Here is a 19,909-nt window from a genome sequence, read left to right on the forward strand (position 1 = left end):
CTTTATGCGTGGTAATCCGATTTCCCTTTGACGTAATCTTTATCGAACAAGAACAACCGGAACAGCAGGTAGAGCGACGGCAGCAATAAGCCGAGCCCTGCAATAAATGCGATGATCAAGGAAATGGCCATGGCTTCATTGGTGAAACTATCGTAAATTGTCAGGTACGGATACAGCAAGTACGGGTAATGGGAAACGCCGTAAGCGAAAAAGGCTGTGAAGAACTGGCCCGCCAGCATGATGAACGCCCAACCGTAGTTGCGGCGTTTCCAAAGCAGATAGACCGTCCCAAGAAACAGCAGGAACGACAAGCCGAACACCCACCAAAGATCGAGCAGCCGCTCGTAATGTTCCGTATTGTGGCTGCGCAATTCGTAGATGATGCCGGTTGCGGTAACGATGGTCGGCCCCGCCCATATCAATGCGTATTTGCGCATGAGGTGCGTTGCTTTCGCATCTCCGGCCTTGCTGGCATACCATGTCAGGAATACGGCTGAGATGTAAAGCACAGCTGCCAAACTCAGCACAACGATGCTCCACGTCAACGGGCTGGTGAACAGCGCCAGATAATCGAGGTATGGCGAATCGCCGTCCATTTTGATAAAGCCGCCTTCTGACATCGCGAGCACCGGCGAAAGTGAGGCGGGCAGCAAGAGGCCGGATAGACCATACATGAAAATATAACCGCGGTGATTGATTTTCGCGCCATAGGTCGCGAATGCGTAATAAGAACCTCGGATCGACAGCAAAATCAATGCGATGCTTGCCGGCACAAGCAGCGTAGTACCGTAGTAAAATGCCGTCTGCGGGAAAAACCCGATGACACCGACAAAGAAGAAAACGAAAAAGACGTTCGTCACTTCCCAAACCGGCGACAAATAACGTTGGATGATGCCGGTCAAAATATGCTGTTTATTGGTGAAGGCGCTATAGGCATTGAAAAAACCTGCGCCGAAATCGATGGATGCGACAATGACATACAGGAACAAAAACAGCCAGAGCACCGATATACCGATAATTTCTAACGTCATTCTTGGACACCGCCTTTTTTCGCTTCACGGTCAGCCAGTTCTTTCTCGACCGGATTGCGTTTATACATGCGCGTCAGGACAACAACCGTCCCAATGCCGAGGATGATGTACAAGCCTGCGAACAAGATGATCATCAGATCGACTTGCCCACTCGTGGTAGCGGCGTCTGCCGTCTTCATATAGCCACGGAGAATCCAAGGCTGCCGCCCGACTTCGGTGAACCACCAGCCGGCTTCAATGGCCACTAATGCGAGCGGCCCGGTAGCAAGCAGCAACCAGCGGAACCATTTCGCGCGGACAATCGCCCAGCCGCGCCAAGCGCCTACGACATAGACCATCGAGAAGAACGCAAGCCACATGCCGATGCTGACCATTAGATCGAATAGATAATGGATCCACAACGGCGGCCGTTCGTCTTCCGGAAATTCGTTGAGCCCGATCACTTCGGCACCCGGTGTCCCGTGCGCTAGGATGCTCAAGGCATACGGGATCTTGATGGCGTATTTCGGCTCTTCGCCGTCAAGTACACCGAACAAGATGAGCCCGGCATCCCCTTCTGTTTCAAAATGCCATTCAGCGGCTGCCAGTTTTTCCGGCTGGTATTCAGCCAAGTATTTACCTGAGAAGTCGCCGATGATCGCTGTCGCAATCGAAAATACCAAGCCGATTTTCATCGTCATGAACAATGCTTTTTTATGATAGACGTGATTAGAACCACCAATCATCCGCAATGCAGCGATCGATGCCAATACGAATGCCGAAGTCATGAACGCCGTCGACATGACGTGCGCGACTTTTGTCGGCACTGCCGGATTGAAAATCGCGAGCAGCGGCTGCACATTGACGAATTCGCCGTTCAGGATTTCAAACCCTTGCGGGGAATTCATGAACGCATTGACGATCGTAATGAACAACGATGATGCTGCTGCGCCAAGCGCAACAGGAATAAGGATTAATAAATGCTTGCGCTGATCTTCAAAACGGTCCCACGTGTACAAGTAAATGCCGAGGAAAATCGCTTCAAAGAAAAACGCGAATACTTCCATGAACAGTGGCAGCGCGATGACGTTGCCCGCGAGCTGCATGAACTCAGGCCATAACAGTGATAATTGAAGGCCGATAGCCGTCCCGGTCACAACTCCGACTGCTACGGTAATAACAAAACCGCGTGCCCAGCGGCGTGCCAGAAGAATATAATGTTCATCGTTTTTCTTGATCCCTACCCATTGTGCAATCATGATCATTAATGGAATCCCGACGCCGACTGTCGCATAGAGAATATGGAAAGAAAGTGTCATTAACGTTAAAATCCGGCTTAATAAGGCCGTGTCTTCAAAACCCATCTCGTATTACCCCTCTCAGAATCCGAAAGATTGCCGTGCTTTTGCTATAACCCTATTGTACCTTATCTCTCCCAGCCGCTCGATTTCTAAACTCCTTTGCAGCAGGATATTTTCACCAGCTTTGAATAACTTGTGACAAACAATAAAATGAAATGATTGAAAAATTTCTAAATATTTAGTATTCTAGTAACACAACTAATTAAAGGGTGATTCAGCATGAGAACAAGACGGAAAGTATTTGCTTACATTACACGGGGACCGCAAGAGAAAAAAGAATTATTGGTTTTCACCCATAAAGGAGAACCGGAAGCCGGTCTGCAAGTTCCCGGCGGAACCATCGAAGAAGGCGAAATGCTCATTGACGCCCTGTACCGCGAAGTCCAAGAAGAAACGGGACTGCCCCGCATGGTGCTGGAATTCGAAGGGAAAATCCACAAATATACGTATTATCCTGAACATCAGGACAAAGCTTACGAGCGGAACATCTTCCATTTTGAATATACCGGCGAACCGATTGAATCATGGGAACATACGATTGTCAGCGACGGCCGGGACAATGGCCGGACGTTCGAGTTCCACTGGGAGCCGATCGACAATCTGCCGAAACTGGCGGCCGAACAGGATGCTGCAATCGAATTACTGTAGAATCCATTGAAAAAGCTGCACCAAAAGGTCATTTAAAATGACGTTTTGGTGCAGCTTTTTTTGTATTGGCGCAAGAATTGGTGCGCCTAGTTCTTATTTGCGGTCTTTTTCATTGATGGAATCGATCGGCACCATCACTTCAATGTGGCGTCCCAAGTTTTCAAAAGTCGCCGGCAGCAAGCCACCGTACTCGCCATCAAGATTCAACAAGACCCGCTCATCGGAGGACACCGAGATTTTGCTGGCTTTTGCGTAAATGACATGCGGATCAGACAAATGTTCCCCGCGCAAAGCCAGTGAAGCCACGCGGATAAATTCAGCCATATTCAATTCTTTCAAGATCAATAAGGTGAATTTGCCATCGTTGATGCTGGCATCAGGCGCCAATTTCTCAAAACCGCCAACCGAATTCGTCAAACCGATCAAGAACATCATCGCATGGTCATCGAATACATGTCCGTCGTATTCAATGCGGACTTTCGAAGAACGGATGGAAGGCAGCATTTCGATGCCTTTCAAATAATACGCCATCTGCCCAAGCACGGTTTTCAACTTGCTCGGCACTTCATACGTCAATTCAGTCAGCCTGCCGCCTCCGGCAATATTGATGAAATGGCGGTCGTTCATGAGCCCGACATCCACCGGGATCGAATTGCCTTCAATGATGATATCGACCGCTTTGTTGATATCCCGAGGGATGTGGACAGCACGCGCAAAATCATTCGTCGTCCCCATCGGGATCAAGCCGATTTTCGGGCGTTCTTCAAATCCGGATACACCGGACACCACTTCGTTCAAGGTTCCATCGCCGCCCACAGCGACAATCAAATCAAAATTCCGTTTCACTGCATCAGCAGCAGCAATTGTGGCATCGCCTTCGGCTGTTGTTGCGTGGCAAGACGTTTCATATCCTGCCTTCTCCATTTTCTCAAGCACTTCCGGTAAATGTTTGCGGAAAAGTTCCCGCCCGGAAGTCGGATTGTAAATGATTCGTGCACGTTTCATACCAGATTCAGCCTTTCTCAACGTTCTTTATACTCCATAGGATTCATTGCGCCCGAAAAAGTTCCAGCCAAGAAAAAAACCGACATTGAGCCGGCCTTCCCTTACTTCAAACTTTCCATGAACGCTTTCCGTAAATCATCATATACCATTTGCCAAAAATCGCTGTTCCATGTAAAGCCGTCTGAAATTTCCCCGTAAATCGTTTTCGTGTGGATCTCGTATTGCGGATCGCTTTTTTCCGGGAGCTTCGCTTTTTGTTCATCCACGAACTCCTGGACTTGCGGTGCTCTCGGGCCCCACGTTCCCAGCACATTGCCATCCGGCGATAAGATCAAGTATTTCGGAATCGACCGGCCGCCATTCGTCAAATAGCGGTCCATCAATTCCAGGTTCTCATCTCTTGCGATGCAGCGGACCTTAATGCCCGAAGCTTCCGCCATTTTCCGCAGAATCGCGTTGTTCATCATCGCGTCTCCGCACCAGTCTTCCGTAATCGCCAGAACATGCGGCTGCTTCTCTTTCAGCAACGCCGTCAATTCAGGGTCTTCAGGCAAATTGAATTTCTCATAAATCGAATAGGACTTTTCTTGGTTGGACTCCATTTGCGCCATATAGCTTTCAATGGAAATGCCATTCTCGAAATACTGCTGCTCCGTTGTCATAAGCAAATCACTTCTCCTTCATCACTTGAATCGATTATCAGGTTCCCTCCGCATCTGCAGGCATAACAGGCCTATCTGTTTTGCGCAGAGTCCTTGTAAGCTATTCTTTACCCTTTTTAGAAGGCCGGCAAAACTAAGCGACATAAGCGCTTTGCAGTCAGGATTTGCCATCCCTCTTAGTTTACTGCCAGAATGCCAAAGTATCAACCCATAGCGTTCCAACTTTTTCAGGCAATGAAAAATGACACGGCAAGTGTTCCATTCAGGTTGTTAATAATGTTCTATAATCCTAATTTATTTAGTAATTTTTTAGCCGATATTCCGCAAAACAGCACCGCTTGCCGCGGGCGAGCGCCAAGCCCATAGCTGTCAACTTAAGCGATAAATGCTGTTTTACGATTCGGGCTTTCTAACATTTTTCTAGTTTTTTTCTCTCATCAAAGGGGTTTCATTTCCACGAACTATGGCAATGGAAATAGTGAGAACGCCAAATAAACCTCCCGGTTTGGAGAGGTGTGAATGGGGTTCTGCTACGCGATTTGAAGGCGCTCTAGGGCGGTCCCCTTGATGGAATTCGGCTTCCGTGCGGTTGTGATGAGTAACCGCGTGATCATTGGGACATACTCTTGAAGCGTCTTCTTTTTGTGCCGAAAAGACTCGTAGAGTTTCGGCAACACATCACAGGCGATGCTGCGGATGGCAGTCATTTCACTGATTTCTTTTTCTTCCTGTTCCCAGATGCGATTCCGGAACTGGTAGGCGATCAGTTGGCTTAACAGGAAAACCAGTAAAATGCCATATAGATGGCACAACCAGCGTTCCTGCTTGACCAATTTGAAATGATCGATCTTCAGAAACGATTTCAACGCCTTGAAATTCAGTTCGATTTGCCACCGCAACCGATACAATTCGACTACCTGCTCGGCAGAAACGTGTTCGGGCAAGTTGGTCATATACCCCGTGATGCCTGCCAAATCACGCACCTGCGGTTTTGGCTTCTTGCCCGATTTGGTTGCTCGCCGGTCGATTCGGCCCAAGCGTTGCTCCTTCTGTTCCGCATTTCGGCTATAGAGGATGCACCGGGCGGGAAAATGCGCTTTATCGCCAAAATAGACATTTTCCAGTTCCAAGACTTCGCCTGGAGGCAAGTTCCGGCAAAGTCCTACCAGGTCAATCTTTTGGTAACGACTGTTCTGTACCACTCGCCCATCCGGGTGATGCGCAGGAAAAGGATTCTGGTAGCCAAGATACGCATCGCTTCGGAACTTGGTGAGGAAATAGCTGTCATGATTGCGGATATTTTTCAAGGTCTCATACGAAAAATAACCCATATCCTGAAGACATAATTCATGCTCTTCCAGAAACGGCACCCGTTTCTTACCGATGACGGCATCATTGGTATTGGTAAGGTCGAGATAAAAAAACGTGAACCTTCCGGTCAAATAGTCGAATTCATATTGTATTTTCACAGAGGTTTGATGCGTCTTTTGGGCGCGAGGTTTCAAATAATCGGGCACGCTAGCTTTCGTGGCATCTAGAAGCCGCAGGCTTGTGAATGGCCACTCGGTCGCCAGAATATGCCGCACAGGTTCAAGTTCTTGTTCGCTAAGGAATAACTCATCCACCAATCGATGGAGAAAATCCACGGCGTTCATTGTGAACTTCTTATCGAGTGCCGATCGAGTGATTCCGATGTCTTGTTCGAACAACAACTTGGTGCACAGTTCCTGCAGGGTAGCGTCCGTCAAATTTCCGTGAACCTGTAGAAGCAAGGACAGAAAATCACTGGCCGTAAGGAGCCTTTTTCGTTGGATGAATCCCGTCTCTTTCGCGAGGGCATCCAGTTTCTCCGGCTCCAAAAAAGAAAATAACGAATCAAGCAGTTGGGCAGTCGCTGGAGGCGACATAAGAAAAACTCCTCTCGTTTGAATGGTTAGTTATCTATACCATCTTTCAAGAGGAGTTAGGCTATTTTCTTAAGTTGACAGCTATGGAGCGCCAAGCCTCCTCAGTCGCTTCGCTCCTTGCGGGGTCTCGGCTGTCTCGCTTTCCCGCAGGCGTCTCCGCTATTTTGCTCCATATCTGGGGAACAGGAAAGAAAGTGCAGAAGTGTATCTTTAGTGTTCTTGAGTAAAAGAAATAACTTGCTAATAAGAAATACTTTTGAATGAAGCGGAAAGCGTCCGCCTGGGAGCGAAATGAAAAGATACCGAGAAATTTTAGACAGCAAAAATGGCCCGCTAGGCGGGCCATTCAGATTACCTTTTCGCAATTTCCTCGAGAAGGATTTTATTGAGCATTGGCGGGTTCGCCTGCCCTTTTGTCGCTTTCATGATCTGGCCGACCAGGAATCCGATTGCGCGGTCCTTGCCGTTTTTGAAATCTTCGATCGACTGGGGATTGTTATCCAGCGAGTTTGTGACCAGTCCGCGCAAGGTTGCGTCGTCGGAAATCTGGACAAGCCCTTTGGCTTTGACGATATCGTTGGCGTCTCCGCCTTTTTCAAACAGTTCGGTCAAGACTTTTTTGGCGATTTTCGTGGAGATCGTACCGTCGGAAATCAGCTTGATCATGCCTGCCAAACCTTCCGGCGTCAATGCCGTATCGGCCAACTCTTTCTGTTGGGCATTCAGGTAAGCTGAAATTTCGCCCATCAGCCAGTTCGCTGTCAATTTAGCATCCGCTCCGGCTGCAACCGTCGCTTCAAAGAAATCGGAAATCGGTTTTGCAAGCGTCAAGACCATCGCATCGTACTCCGACAAGCCCATTTCCGCTACATAACGCACTTTCCGTGCATCCGGCAATTCCGGAATTTCAGCACGTACGCGTTCCAGCCAAGCATCATCAATGACGATGTCGACAAGATCCGGTTCCGGGAAGTAACGGTAATCGTCTGAGCCTTCTTTGATGCGCATAAGCAATGTTTTGCCTGTTGATTCGTCATAGCGGCGCGTTTCCTGCTGGATGATGCCGCCTGACAGCAATACTTCTTCCTGGCGGATTTGCTCGTGCTCGATTCCTTTGCGCACAAAGTTGAATGAGTTCAAGTTTTTCAATTCGGTTTTTGTCCCGAATTGTTCCTGTCCGTATGGACGCAATGAAATATTGGCGTCACAGCGAAGCGAGCCTTCTTCCATCCGCACATCGGAAACGCCTGTGTATTGGATGATCGCTTTGATTTTTTCCAAATACGCGTATGCTTCTTCCGCCGTCCGGATATCCGGTTCCGAAACGATTTCAATCAATGGCGTGCCTTGGCGGTTCAAGTCGACCAATGAATGGCCGTTCCCTGTATGCGTCAGCTTGCCGGCATCTTCTTCCATATGAAGGCGTGTGATGCCGATGCGTTTTTTCTCGCCTTTGACTTCGATTTCAATCCAGCCATGTTCACCGATCGGCTCATCGAATTGGGAAATCTGATACGCTTTCGGGTTGTCCGGATAAAAATAGTTTTTGCGGTCGAATTTCGTGTGGCGGTTGATTTGGCAGTTTAATGCTAGTGCCGCTTTCATTGCCCAGTCCACTGCGGTTTTATTGACTACCGGCAAGACCCCTGGATAGCCCAAGTCAATGACGTTCGTGTTCGTATTCGGTTCTGCACCGAAATGGGCAGGTGCAGGCGAAAACATTTTGGATTCTGTTTTCAGCTCGACGTGTACTTCGAGGCCGATGATCGTTTCAAAATTCATTTGGCTGCTCCCTCCCATACTTGAGGAGTTTTTTTATGGAAATCAGTTGCCTGTTCGAAAACATCCGCAACACGGTAAACTGTTTCTTCGTCAAAATACTTTCCGATAATCTGCAAGCCGAGCGGCAAGCCATTTTCAAATCCACAAGGAATTGAAATAGCTGGAACTCCCGCAAGGTTGACCGGAATCGTCAAAATATCATTCGCGTACATTGTCAATGGATCATCGATTTTTTCACCGATTTTAAAAGCCGGCGTCGGCGTTGTCGGCCCAATGATGACATCGTATTTTTCAAATGCTTTGTCGAAATCCTGTTTGATAAGCGTGCGCACTTTTTGCGCTTTTTTATAATAAGCGTCGTAATACCCTGAGCTCAACGCGTAAGTTCCAAGCATGATGCGGCGTTTCACTTCATCGCCGAATCCTTCAGAACGGGTATTCATATAGAATTCAAGCAAATTGCCCGCTTTTTCTGTACGGTAGCCATAGCGGATGCCGTCAAAACGCGACAAGTTCGATGAAGCTTCCGAAGAAGCGATCAAGTAATACGTAGCAAGTGCATATTTGGAATGCGGCAAAGAAATTTCTTCCCAAGTCGCGCCTTTTTCTTCAAGAACTTTCAATGCATCGCGGACCGCTTGTTTTGCGGCTTCGCCGACGCCTTCCGCAAAATATTCTTTCGGCACGCCAATGCGCAGCCCGTTGATGTCGCCTGTTAATGCAGCGGCAAAGTCCGGCACTTCGACGTTTGCGGAAGTCGAATCTTTTTCATCGTGCCCCGAAATGACATTCAATAATAATGCGTTGTCTTTAACTGTGCGTGTAATCGGACCGATTTGATCCAATGACGAAGCATACGCGATCAAACCGAATCGTGAAACCCGTCCGTATGTCGGCTTCATGCCGACCACGCCGCAGAAAGCAGCCGGCTGGCGAATCGATCCGCCTGTGTCAGACCCTAATGTGAATGGCACTTCTCCTGCAGCAACTGCCGCAGCAGAGCCGCCTGAAGAACCGCCTGGAACAGTCTCCAAATTCCACGGGTTTTTCGTATTTTTGTAATACGAGTTTTCGTTGGAAGAACCCATGGCAAATTCATCCATGTTCAATTTACCGACAATGACCATGCCTGCTGCATTCAATTTCTCGACGACAGTTGCATTGTAGATCGGGTTGAAGCCTTCCAAAATGCGGCTTGACGCTGTCGTTTCAATGCCTTCAGTCACGATATTGTCTTTGACGCCGATCGGCAAGCCGAACAACGGTCCACGCTCGTCCATTGCCACTTCATCCAATTGCGCGGCTTTTTTCAATGCGCCTTCTTGATCAAGCGCCAAAAAAGCATCGACTTCTGAATCCAATTCAGCAATGCGCCCAAAAGCTTTTTCAGCCATTTCAGCAATCGTCGTTTCTTTTGTATGTATCATTTCCTGCAGCTGTGCTGCGGTTTTATCTGCTAAGCTCATGTTTTTCCCTCCTCACAATCAATCTAGAATAGTTGGAACTTTAATTTGACCGGCTTCGTGCTCTTTCACGTTTTTCAAAACCAATTCACGGTCTAAGCCAGCTTCCGCTTTATCTTCACGCAATACGTTAACCATCGACAATACATGCGTTGTCGGCTCCACGTTTTCCGTGTCCAATTCGTTGAGCAATTCCATCGCATTCGTGATCGCTTGCAATTGATCCGCAAAATGTACCGCTTCGTCATCAGTGATGGCCAAGCGCGCCAAATGTGCTACTTCGATCACTTCTTCTTTTGTTATTTTCGCCATTTCTCTACACCTCCGGATTCAGTAAACATACGCTATATCATACCATTTTTAAAAGAAAAGCGAAAGCGCCCGGGCAGCGCTGAAGTCTAGACAACAAGAAAAGCGAAATCAAACATCCAGCTGCGGCGGGTCCTGAAGCCTGCCCTCAAAAATTGGGATAGGGGCAGCCGCTTGGCTGCCCCTATCCCAATGCAAATTAATCATAAATGTGGACAATCGGTTCGGTTTGCCCTGCTTTTCGAATAACAAGCGCTTCCGGCCCATTGGTCGAAGTAACGCTGACTTCCACTTCAATGTTCTCCGGGAAATGCTCCAGCACCAGCCCCGTTAGGTATTGCGTGAAGCCGATCAACTCAGCAGAACCGTAGAATTGTACCGGTATATCCACTTTCAGGCTGCGTAATTGGTCTTCCTGATAAAAGCCCGTTCCAATGACGCTTGTGAAATTCGAGAAATATTCTTCTACGTCCATCTTGAAGTTCCGGAACGAAGTATCGACATCGCGGTATTTGTCTTCTGAACCGGATGTCGGGAAGATGACAAACTCCTCTTTGACCGGCGTCCAGTTTGCGACGTCGTTTTCGCCCCCAGGCGCGACACCAAAGGCAAAATACGTCCCTGGTGCAATAGCGCCGCGGCTGCTTTGTTTGAATAGGCCAACCGTAATCGGAATGTCTTTCATGCCTTCTTTTTCACGCAGGCGCTTGATGATTTCAGCTGCCATGCGCTTGCCTTCTTTGTCCAATTGGGCCTGTGGAATCGATTCTTCATAAGAAACTTCATCGATGGAATTGTAATAGATCGAATTCAACGCCAGCCCGATTGAAACGCCGCCAAGTCGGATGGTTTCTTTATCGGTCTTCACCAGATAATTCTGTTCGACGATATGCGCCAGAATTTCCGGTGATGGACGGTCGCCAGCTTCCTTCGCCTTCGCATCGCGCGAGTCGGCTGCATTCAGCCCAAGGCCATTTTCCTTGCTCTTGCGGCTCAGCCAGGCACTGGCATCTTCACGGGTGATTTTCTGGCCTTCCTGAAAATAATAATCATCAGGCGAAAATTGGCGCTGCGACAAACGCAGCAGGCCGTCTTCCGCTTCTTCAATATCATAGCGGGAATTCAGCCGGTTGATGATCGTTCCGCGCGTGGCACTTTGTTTATATGGCAGCAATGTCCGGTAATACCGGTCATCGAGCTGGATGCTCGGAATGATTGCTGTCTCTGCTTCTTCTTCTGTACTCAGCACTTCCGCTTCGTCTGATGCGGAAGGCACACAGCCTGCCAGCAACAATAGGCTGACCGGTATCCACCAAATGCGTTTCATTTTATAAATCTCCCTCATTTATTCAATTCTTCCAAGAGGCGTTCTTCATCCCAGACATCCACTTTCAGCTCCAGCGCTTTCTCCAGCTTCGAACCGGCTTCTTCGCCTGCAATGACCAAATCGGTTTTTTTGCTGACACTGCCGGATACTTTGCCGCCAAGCGCTTCGATGCGTTCTTGTGCTTCGCCGCGCGTCAATTGCTCGAGTTTGCCAGTCAGAACGATTTTCTTGCCGGCGAAAGCATTCGCCCCCGCTTCAACAATTACGCGAGTCCCGGTATACGTTAAATTGACGTTCGCTTCCGCTAAACGTTCCATTAATTGCTGAACTTCTTCTGCATCAAAATAGGCAACAATCGAATCGGCCATTTTTTCACCGATTTCATGGATTTCAACCAATTCTTCTTTTGTGGCTTCCATCAATTTCTGCATCGAACCGAAATGCTCGGATAAGATGCGTGCTCCCCGTTCACCGACGTGGCGGATGCCAAGGCCAAACAGCAGGCGCTCCATGGAATTGCTGCGGGAAGCATCAATTGCGGCAATCAAATTCGACGCCGATTTTTCGCCCATGCGGTCGAGGTTCATCACTTGTTCTTTCGTCAATTTATAGAGGTCGGAGAAATCAGCGATCAGACCTTCACGATACAATTGCTCAATCACTTTCTCGCCCAGCCCTTCTATGTTCATGGCATTGCGCGACACGAAATGGATAAGGCCTTCGGTAATCTGTGCAGGGCATTGCGGGTTGACGCAGCGCAGTGCCACTTCGCCTTCAATGCGCACCAGGTCGCTGTCGCATGCCGGGCAATGGGTCGGCATTTCAAACGGCTCTTCCGTCCCTGTCCGCTGGTCCACAATCGCGGACACCACTTCCGGGATGATGTCGCCCGCTTTGCGGATGATTACTTTATCGCCGATGCGGATGTCTTTTTCCTTGATCAAATCTTCGTTATGCAGCGAAGCCCGCTGCACTGTGGTCCCTGCTACTGATACAGGGTCCAAAATCGCAGTCGGTGTGACTACGCCCGTACGCCCGACGCTAAGTTCGATATCTCTGACAGTAGTCATCACTTCTTCAGCCGGGAATTTGTAAGCGGTCGCCCATTTCGGGCTTTTCGCAGTAAAGCCTAAATCCTGTTGGTGCAAATAGCGGTTCACTTTAATGACGATGCCGTCGATTTCATATGGCAGCTCGGAACGCTGCTCCTGCCAGTGGGCGATGAACGCCAGCACTTCTTCGACACTTTTGCAGACCCGCCGCTCATTATTCGTCTTAAAGCCGATCTTTTCAACGTATTTCAGTGATTCTTCATGTTCGCTCAAACCGTACGATTCGCCGGCGCTGCCGATGCCGTAAATGAATACGTCCAAATTGCGGCTTGCTGCAATCTTCGGATCCAGCTGCCGCAGCGATCCGGCTGCCGCGTTGCGCGGGTTGGCGAACAATTCTTCCCCGCGCTCGCCGCGTTCCTCATTCAATCCATGAAACGATTTCTTCGGCATGAAGACTTCCCCGCGGACTTCAATCTCTATGGAGTCATTCAGTTTCAATGGGATGGTCCGGACTGTCCGGAGATTAACTGTGATGTCTTCGCCTACACGCCCATCTCCCCGAGTCGCCCCGCGGACAAATTTGCCGTTTTCATAATGGAGCGCCACGGCAAGTCCATCGATTTTCAGCTCGCAGACATATTCGATGTTGTCCCCTGCGCCGCTGCGCACGCGTTTATCAAATTCACGGATGTCTTCTTCATTGAATACGTTCGATAAGCTGAGCATCGGGCTTGAATGGGTCACTTTTTCGAAATTCGAAATCGGTGTGCCCCCGACGCGCTGGGTAGGAGAATCCGGAAAAATCAAATCGGGATACAAGTTTTCAAGTTCGATCAATTCGTTCAGCAATTGGTCATATACCGCATCGGGCACTTCCGGCTTGTCCAGCACATAATAGGCATGGCCGTAAGCACTCAATGTTTCGTTCAGCTCAATCACTCGTTGTTCTGCTTGTATTCGGTCCATTGGATATCCTCCTGCTTATTCTTTTTCGATCGGTGCAAATTTCGCCAATAGCCGCTTGATGCCGACCGGGCTCGGGAAGGCGATGTCGAGTTCGACTTGTTCGCCTTCGCCTTTGACGTTGACCACGGTGCCTGTGCCCCATTTTTTATGCGTTGCACGGTCGCCCGCTTTCCAGCCGAGCTTGTCTCCGCCAGATTGTTTATAGGCAGGGCGTGTGACCGCTGCGCGCTTCGGCGATTGTCTGTAACTCGTAGCCGCTCCCGCACGGTGGTTCGCGAATGTCGGCTCAATCAATTCTTCTGAAATTTCGCTGATGAATCGGGACGGCATATTGTAATTGCTTTTGCCGAACAGCGTACGCGATGTCGCGTGCGTCAAATACAGCCGCTTCTCTGCGCGGGTGATGCCGACATATGCCAAGCGGCGTTCTTCTTCCAGCTCATCGTCGTCGTTGTTCGAACGTGAATGCGGAAAGACGTTTTCTTCCAGCCCGACGATGAAGACGACTGGGAACTCCAGCCCTTTTGCAGCATGCATCGTCATCAGGATGATCGGTCCGTCTGCATCTTCATCGTCATCGAGCGAGTCGATATCAGAAATCAGTGCCAGATCCGTCAAGAACGCAACAAGCGATTTGTCATCACTCTGCTTTTCGAATGCCTGCGTAACCGACAGGAATTCATTCAAGTTTTCCAGTCGGCTTTCGCCTTCGATCGTTTTATCGTTTTGCAGCATTTGGCGGTAGCCTGATTTCTTCAAAACTTCTTCTACGAGTTCGGTGACTGATAAGTATTCCTGCATTTGCGTGAAGCCGTTGACCATCGAATGGAATTCAAGCACGATCTGCGCCGTCTTCGGCGTCAGCCCCATGAAATCAGCTTCCTGCAGCGCGTCCATGATGGTGCGGTCTTGGTCGATCGCGAAACGGGCCATCTTCTCGAACGATGTCGCACCGATTCCCCGTTTCGGTTCATTGATGATGCGCGCGAGCGACAGATCGTCGTCATTATTCGCAATCAGACGCAAATATGCTAAAAGATCCTTGATTTCTTTGCGGTCATAGAACTTCGTTCCGCCGACGATTGTATAGGACATATTCGACTTGACGAACATTTCTTCCAGTATCCGCGACTGTGCGTTGGTGCGGTAAAGGATTACGAAATCGGACGTCTTATAGCCTTCTTCCTGCATGAGCTTCTGGATTTCCTGGACAATGTATTGCGCTTCCTGCCGCTCGTCGCCTGCTTTATGCAAGGTGATCGCCGGTCCATCCGCATTGTCCGTGCGCAGCTCTTTCGGGTAGCGGCTCGTGTTTTTCTGGATGACGTCGTTCGCAGCCTGCAAAATCCGTTTCGTCGAACGGTAATTCTGTTCAAGCATGATGACTTTCGCGTTCGGGTAGTCTTTTTCGAAAGACAGGATATTTGTGATATCCGCTCCGCGCCAACGGTAAATCGACTGGTCGGAGTCGCCCACGACGCAAATATTCTTGAATTTGCTCGCCAGTTTCTGCACCAATTGATACTGGGCGTTGTTCGTATCCTGATACTCATCGACGTGGATATAATGGAATTTATTCTGGTAATATTCCAGCACTTCCGGCACCGTGTTGAATAAAGTCAACGTCGTCATGATCAAATCATCGAAATCGAGCGACTGGTTTTTCTGCAGACGCTTCGCATACGCCGCGTAGACATCCGACACTGTTTTTTCGTATGGATTATGGGCGTTCATGTTCGCTGCAAATTCTTCAGCAGTGATGCATTCGTTTTTCGCCGATGAAATCGCGTTCAGCATGGTCCGCGGTTCGTATTTCTTCGGATCCAGGTTCAGCTGTTTCAAGACATTTTTAATGACCGTCAATTGGTCAGTCGTATCCAAAATCGAGAAGTTCTTCGAAAAGCCGATGCGGTCGATGTCCCGGCGCAAAATCCGCACACACATCGAGTGGAATGTAGACACCCACATGCGCGCGCCCGTGCCGTGGCCAAGGAGCCCGTCAATCCGGTTGCGCATTTCACGCGCCGCTTTATTGGTAAAAGTGATTGCGAGGATATTGGACGGGTAAACTTGCTTTTCCAATACCAGATAAGCGATCCGGTGTGTCAATACACGCGTCTTGCCTGATCCTGCACCTGCCATTATCAATAATGGCCCTTCGGTTGCCTGTACGGCTTCTGCCTGTTCGGGATTCATCCCGTTCAATAAACTATTTGTAATCATTTCCACTGTGCACCACCTCGAACGTCTGTTCTTTTTATTATAGCGACTGCTTGTCCATTTCCGCAACCGCCTGAACGGTCGCAATCGCGTTTTCTATATTTTCATAAATGATATTTCCGACCACAACCGTATGCGCCGCACCGGCCATCTCAACCGCTTTTTCAGCGCTATCAATGCCGCCGCCGTAGAATAGCCGCGTCTTTGACAGCACTTCTTTCACGTCAGCCACCAAATTCGGATCGCCGTAAATGCCGCTGTATTCAAGATAAAAAATCGGCAGCCGGAAAAAATGTTCCGCCATCCTCGCATAAGCAATAACATCTTCTGTCGAGAGCTCTGTGTCAGCCTTCGTCAGATGTGCCGCTTTGCACGCAGGATTTAAAATGCAATAGCCTTCGGGAATTAATTCATCCCAATCCATGATTTCTCCATATTCCCTTATCGCTTCATGATGCAGCCCTTTGACCCAACGCGGGTCTTCGCTGTTCAATACGGTCGGGATGAAATAATAATCGAATCCAGGCGCCACCGAATCGACTGTCGAAACTTCGAGCACAACCGGAATATCATACCGGTGGACGCGCACCATTAAATCCATGACATTGTCGAGTGTGACATTATCGCTTCCACCAATCAAGATGGCATCAGTCCCAGATTCACAAATTCGTTCCAACTGTCCATCGGAAATCGGCTTAGCCGGATCCAGTTTGAATACATGCCGCCATGTATGGAAGTCCACATTCATCCACCTAACTATAAATCGTATTTCATCTCTCCATTATAACAAAAAAAAGGGGGCTATCCCATAAGTCTGATATTCGACTTATGGGATAGCCCCCTTTTCAAAATGCTGCACATAGCAAAACGGCGCATGAGGCGATCAGTCTGCTGGCAGCTGGAATGGTTTTTCGTCCGGATAAAGGCGCCCGAGCATCTCGTCGTACCCGTCGTTGCCATAATTCAGGCAGCGCCGCACACGTGAAATCGTCGCCGTACTTGCCCCGGTTTCGTTCTTTATTTTTTCATACGTTTTTTTCAGGCGCAGCATGCGGGCGACTTCCAAACGCTGGGACAGCGATTGGATTTCACTGATGGTGCATAGATCATCAAAAAAACGATACGCTTCTTCTTTATCTTTTAACGCAAGAACTGCTTCTATTAATTGGTCTGTCTGATTTCCACGGATCTTATCAACCTGCATGCGGCATAACCGTCCTTTCATTTCTGCCCTTTTTTCAAGGGGTGTAGCGGACCGATTGTTCTATTCCGGGTTCAGTGGGCACGATATGGATCCACGTTTTCCCCGGAACAAGTTCGACCGTCTCGTTGTTTGCGGCCGGAATGAGCATGCCGCCTTGTGAAATCCACTCTATTTCACGGACACCGCCGCTTTGGAAAAGCAATGCTTTTCCTCCGCTTTCAAGGTCGATCGACTGCCGCCCTTTGGCGTCAATCGTCTCGTGGTCCGCCTCGAACACCAGGACATTTGCAACTTCGGTCTGCTGCAGCGTCTCTTTATCGACCGTTGGAATTCCTCCCGAAGACCGCTTGTAGCGCTGAGCTGTTTCATCGTACGTAAAGGCGCTTGTAAAATTAGGATCCTGCCCATACCTTACTTCAAGCGTGAATGCCTGTTCCGATATTTTACCATTTCCAGTACCTTGAATGAAAGCATAAGGCGCTTCAGTGCTGTAATCGGGTGAAGCGTTTACCATTTCCATGCCGAGTTTAATATTGTCATACGTAATATAGGAATTATGCGGCGCAATCCGGTCAGTCGAACGCTGGAAAAGCGAACCGTCGTAATCGATGCCGTTGATATGGTCAACCCTACCCGACTGCAGCATTGTGTATGCTTCCGGGCTATAGCCATGGGCAACGAAAAAGGCGTCATATGCTGCCGCGAGATTAACAAAATAATCACGAGCGCTGCGGATTGGGCCCACTTCTTGCGGGAATGTACTTTGGTATAAGGCCGCAAAACGCGTGATATTATATTCCGCGATGAATTCAAAGATGATATCCGCCTCGTTCAAACCGGTTTGCGGCCGCGCATCCGGATGGTTATTGATAACCGCCAGCACCGGACGGCTCATGTAAGGACCGCCCTCCGTTATTCCTGTGAACGGCGCAAAGGCCTGCGAGTCCGGCTCTTCGCCAGGTTCCGCAGGCTCCTCTTGTCCATTTTCAGGCTTTTCTTCCTCTTGCATCATCCAATAAACGCCGCCTGCCCCAATTGCCAGCAACAAAACAATGATTGCGATTGTCCACTTTTTCATAGCTATTGCCTCATGAATGCTGGAAACAGGATTTTTTTATTCATAACATCATAAATGCCTCTTTGGGTAATTCGCACATACGGCAGATGTGTCGCTTGCAGGAACAGCAGCGTGTAAACCGCGTCACCGTGCTTATAGCCGCGCTCTCTTAACGCCTGTTTCAATTCCTGCTCTTTTGGTATCAATTCTTCCATCGGCAAATCAGAAAGAGTTCCGCCAATCGGCAACGGCAATGAACTGACTGTCTCACCGTCTTCTACAAGGACGATTCCGCCTTTCATGCGCTTCACTTCTTCAAAAGCAGCTTTCATATCTTCCCGGTTTTTGCCGATCAAAATAATGTCGCCGGTATTCGAATACGAAGAAGCGAATCCGCTGACGCCTGAAGCGAAGCCTTTGATCAGCGTATTGACCCGCCATTTGCCATGTTTGTCCAATAGCATAAGAAAGCTTTCTTCATGCTTTTTCGACAATTGGCCATCATGTGTATCGACGCTCACTGAATACGGTTTGGTGATCACGTCGTTGACCATTTCAATCCCGAACGGCATCGAAAACTGGAAGTCGTCTTCAGTCAGGTCGAAATCCAAATTCAAATCAGGCAGCACCGACCAATCGACTTCCGGCAGCGAATACACTTTCACGCCATCCTTCTTCAGCCAGACGCCTTTTGAAATGACGCCCGATGGCACGGGATTGCTCGGCGTATCGAGAATATTGATGTTGGCGTATCTGCCGGTCGCGATCAAGCCGTGCAGGCTCGTGACATTGTAATAACGAGCTACATTATATGAAGCCATCATGTACGCATCGATTTCCGGCACGCCGGCTTCTAAAGCGATTTTAATGCACAGGTCCATGACGCCATCCAAATGGAAAGCCGGCGTCGAACCATCCGTTGTCATCATCAATTTGTCAAAAACGTTCAAGTCGCGTTCCACGATTTCCTTCAACAAGGAAGGCAGATCCGGGCGAATCGAAGAATGGCGCAACGTCACGCCGTAGCCATGCAGCAAACGCGCTTCGACTTCATCAGCTGTCATCGATTCGTGGTCGCCGTCAGCTCCGAGCAATTTCATCTTCGCAAGCGTCTTTTCCGAAGCTCCCGGGAAATGCCCTTCTATCTTCTTCAGTCCGATTTTCGCTTTCTGGATCCAATACAGCATCTGATCGTCGCCAGCCATCAATTTAGGCCAACCCGTCAATTCGCCGCCAAGCAGCACATCCGGCCGGTCGAGCCATTCTCCAACAGATTTGGACGTGAATAATTTATCTTCATCAAGCAATTCCGTCTGGGAATCAAAGCGCGTCCACCAATAAAACGTGAAAGGCAATTCCGCAATTTTATCCAACAATGAAAACGCTTTCTCGTTTTCCAATGACAAAAATAATGTCAGGTTGTCTGATAAGAACGACGTCGTTCCACCTTGTGCCGCGTAATCGGCAAATGTCTGTGGATTGTAAAGCTGGAATGGATGGACATGGGGTTCGATATAACCCGGTACGAGCCACTTTCCTTCCATGTTTTGGACTTCTGTGGATTTTCCGATTAAAGGCATATCTTTGCCCGCGTAGACGATGCGGTCGCCTTTTATCCAGATGTTCCCTGTTACCCATTTCTTGAAAATACCATGCAAATACGTAGCATTTGTCAGCACAAGATCCGGCGAGGCCTCTTTTGTAATTATTTTAAGTTGTTCCCTGATTTCTCTGTTTCTCCATAACGGATTCACCATAGCCGGCACCTTCTTTCAATCTATTTCTATACATAATATCGTAGCATAATAATGTATGAAAATACAGGCGAGACTGCATAAAATTAGAACATTCAGATTTGAATCTGACACAAAAAATCCATTTTGTTCTATTTGTTTGAGGCATGAGTTTCTATATACCGCTTCGGTCGCTCAGG

The 19,909-nt window shown here is 48.8% G+C and carries 16 protein-coding genes; 1 reads left to right on the top strand and 15 read right to left on the bottom strand.

Annotated elements, in window-relative coordinates; genetic code table 11:
- Positions 1–2 precede the first annotated feature (2 nt).
- On the bottom strand, positions 3–1,031 hold the full coding sequence (locus QMA09_RS11685) for a cytochrome d ubiquinol oxidase subunit II (protein WP_290213241.1): 1,029 nt from the start codon (positions 1,029–1,031) through the stop codon (positions 3–5).
- On the bottom strand, positions 1,028–2,374 hold the full coding sequence (locus QMA09_RS11690) for a cytochrome ubiquinol oxidase subunit I (protein ID WP_290213242.1): 1,347 nt from the start codon (positions 2,372–2,374) through the stop codon (positions 1,028–1,030). The genes QMA09_RS11685 and QMA09_RS11690 overlap by 4 nt, the downstream gene beginning before the upstream one ends.
- 216 nt (positions 2,375–2,590) lie before the next feature.
- On the opposite strand from QMA09_RS11690, the gene QMA09_RS11695 reads away from it, so the two are divergent.
- Positions 2,591–3,019: an NUDIX hydrolase gene (locus QMA09_RS11695; RefSeq protein WP_135505226.1), complete on the top strand. Its 429-nt coding sequence runs from the start codon at positions 2,591–2,593 to the stop codon at positions 3,017–3,019.
- A gap of 93 nt (positions 3,020–3,112) precedes the next feature.
- On the opposite strand, the gene QMA09_RS11700 is transcribed toward QMA09_RS11695, so the two are convergent.
- The 13 genes from QMA09_RS11700 to QMA09_RS11760 form a co-directional block, all read right to left on the bottom strand.
- The gene (locus QMA09_RS11700) at positions 3,113–4,024 is read right to left on the bottom strand and encodes a diacylglycerol kinase (protein WP_290213243.1); all 912 of its coding nucleotides are present in this window, start codon (positions 4,022–4,024) and stop codon (positions 3,113–3,115) included.
- 101 nt (positions 4,025–4,125) lie between these two features.
- Entirely contained in the window at positions 4,126–4,686 is a 561-nt protein-coding gene (locus QMA09_RS11705; RefSeq protein WP_290213267.1) for a thioredoxin family protein, read from the bottom strand.
- Positions 4,687–5,216: 530 nt separating this feature from the next.
- Entirely contained in the window at positions 5,217–6,593 is a 1,377-nt protein-coding gene (locus tag QMA09_RS11710) for an IS4 family transposase (protein ID WP_290213244.1), read from the bottom strand.
- Between the two features lie 351 nt (positions 6,594–6,944).
- Entirely contained in the window at positions 6,945–8,375 is a 1,431-nt protein-coding gene (gene gatB / locus QMA09_RS11715; RefSeq protein ID WP_290213245.1) for an Asp-tRNA(Asn)/Glu-tRNA(Gln) amidotransferase subunit GatB, read from the bottom strand.
- Complete coding sequence (gatA, locus tag QMA09_RS11720; RefSeq protein WP_290213246.1) at positions 8,372–9,841, bottom strand: Asp-tRNA(Asn)/Glu-tRNA(Gln) amidotransferase subunit GatA; 1,470 nt, start codon at positions 9,839–9,841, stop codon at positions 8,372–8,374. The genes gatB and gatA overlap by 4 nt, the downstream gene beginning before the upstream one ends.
- A gap of 18 nt (positions 9,842–9,859) precedes the next feature.
- A complete protein-coding gene (gatC, locus tag QMA09_RS11725) occupies positions 9,860–10,150 on the bottom strand; it encodes an Asp-tRNA(Asn)/Glu-tRNA(Gln) amidotransferase subunit GatC (RefSeq protein WP_135505788.1) in 291 nt (96 codons plus the stop codon).
- A gap of 196 nt (positions 10,151–10,346) precedes the next feature.
- Complete coding sequence (locus QMA09_RS11730; protein ID WP_135505790.1) at positions 10,347–11,474, bottom strand: CamS family sex pheromone protein; 1,128 nt, start codon at positions 11,472–11,474, stop codon at positions 10,347–10,349.
- Between the two features lie 14 nt (positions 11,475–11,488).
- Positions 11,489–13,495: an NAD-dependent DNA ligase LigA gene (ligA, locus tag QMA09_RS11735; RefSeq protein ID WP_290213247.1), complete on the bottom strand. Its 2,007-nt coding sequence runs from the start codon at positions 13,493–13,495 to the stop codon at positions 11,489–11,491.
- 15 nt (positions 13,496–13,510) lie between these two features.
- The gene (gene pcrA / locus QMA09_RS11740; RefSeq protein ID WP_483313554.1) at positions 13,511–15,718 is read right to left on the bottom strand and encodes a DNA helicase PcrA; all 2,208 of its coding nucleotides are present in this window, start codon (positions 15,716–15,718) and stop codon (positions 13,511–13,513) included.
- Positions 15,719–15,755: 37 nt separating this feature from the next.
- Entirely contained in the window at positions 15,756–16,457 is a 702-nt protein-coding gene (pcrB, locus tag QMA09_RS11745; protein ID WP_290213249.1) for a heptaprenylglyceryl phosphate synthase, read from the bottom strand.
- Positions 16,458–16,598: 141 nt separating this feature from the next.
- A complete protein-coding gene (locus QMA09_RS11750; protein WP_290213268.1) occupies positions 16,599–16,919 on the bottom strand; it encodes a YerC/YecD family TrpR-related protein in 321 nt (106 codons plus the stop codon).
- A 34-nt stretch (positions 16,920–16,953) separates the two neighbouring features.
- The gene (locus QMA09_RS11755) at positions 16,954–17,997 is read right to left on the bottom strand and encodes a DUF3048 domain-containing protein (protein ID WP_290213250.1); all 1,044 of its coding nucleotides are present in this window, start codon (positions 17,995–17,997) and stop codon (positions 16,954–16,956) included.
- Between the two features lie 2 nt (positions 17,998–17,999).
- Positions 18,000–19,733, bottom strand: coding sequence for an adenine deaminase C-terminal domain-containing protein (locus QMA09_RS11760; protein WP_290213251.1), 1,734 nt, complete (start codon positions 19,731–19,733; stop codon positions 18,000–18,002).
- Between the last annotated feature and the right edge of the window lie 176 nt (positions 19,734–19,909).

This window comes from Planococcus sp. APC 3906 (assembly GCF_030407685.1).
In the GTDB taxonomy this organism is placed as follows: domain Bacteria; phylum Bacillota; class Bacilli; order Bacillales_A; family Planococcaceae; genus Planococcus; species Planococcus koreensis.

Bases quoted from the DNA above. Each gene is read 5' to 3' on its own strand.
- QMA09_RS11685 (WP_290213241.1), bottom strand. From the start codon at position 1,031: ATGACGTTAGAAATTATCGGTATATCGGTGCTCTGGCTGTTTTTGTTC.
- QMA09_RS11705 (WP_290213267.1), bottom strand. From the start codon at position 4,686: ATGACAACGGAGCAGCAGTATTTCGAGAATGGCATTTCCATTGAAAGC.
- gatB (WP_290213245.1), bottom strand. From the start codon at position 8,375: ATGAATTTTGAAACGATCATCGGCCTCGAAGTACACGTCGAGCTGAAA.
- QMA09_RS11710 (WP_290213244.1), bottom strand. From the start codon at position 6,593: ATGTCGCCTCCAGCGACTGCCCAACTGCTTGATTCGTTATTTTCTTTT.
- QMA09_RS11700 (WP_290213243.1), bottom strand. From the start codon at position 4,024: ATGAAACGTGCACGAATCATTTACAATCCGACTTCCGGGCGGGAACTT.
- QMA09_RS11690 (WP_290213242.1), bottom strand. From the start codon at position 2,374: ATGGGTTTTGAAGACACGGCCTTATTAAGCCGGATTTTAACGTTAATG.
- QMA09_RS11730 (WP_135505790.1), bottom strand. From the start codon at position 11,474: ATGAAACGCATTTGGTGGATACCGGTCAGCCTATTGTTGCTGGCAGGC.
- QMA09_RS11750 (WP_290213268.1), bottom strand. From the start codon at position 16,919: ATGCAGGTTGATAAGATCCGTGGAAATCAGACAGACCAATTAATAGAA.
- QMA09_RS11760 (WP_290213251.1), bottom strand. From the start codon at position 19,733: ATGGTGAATCCGTTATGGAGAAACAGAGAAATCAGGGAACAACTTAAA.
- gatA (WP_290213246.1), bottom strand. From the start codon at position 9,841: ATGAGCTTAGCAGATAAAACCGCAGCACAGCTGCAGGAAATGATACAT.
- QMA09_RS11755 (WP_290213250.1), bottom strand. From the start codon at position 17,997: ATGAAAAAGTGGACAATCGCAATCATTGTTTTGTTGCTGGCAATTGGG.
- pcrA (WP_483313554.1), bottom strand. From the start codon at position 15,718: ATGATTACAAATAGTTTATTGAACGGGATGAATCCCGAACAGGCAGAA.
- QMA09_RS11695 (WP_135505226.1), top strand. From the start codon at position 2,591: ATGAGAACAAGACGGAAAGTATTTGCTTACATTACACGGGGACCGCAA.
- gatC (WP_135505788.1), bottom strand. From the start codon at position 10,150: ATGGCGAAAATAACAAAAGAAGAAGTGATCGAAGTAGCACATTTGGCG.
- ligA (WP_290213247.1), bottom strand. From the start codon at position 13,495: ATGGACCGAATACAAGCAGAACAACGAGTGATTGAGCTGAACGAAACA.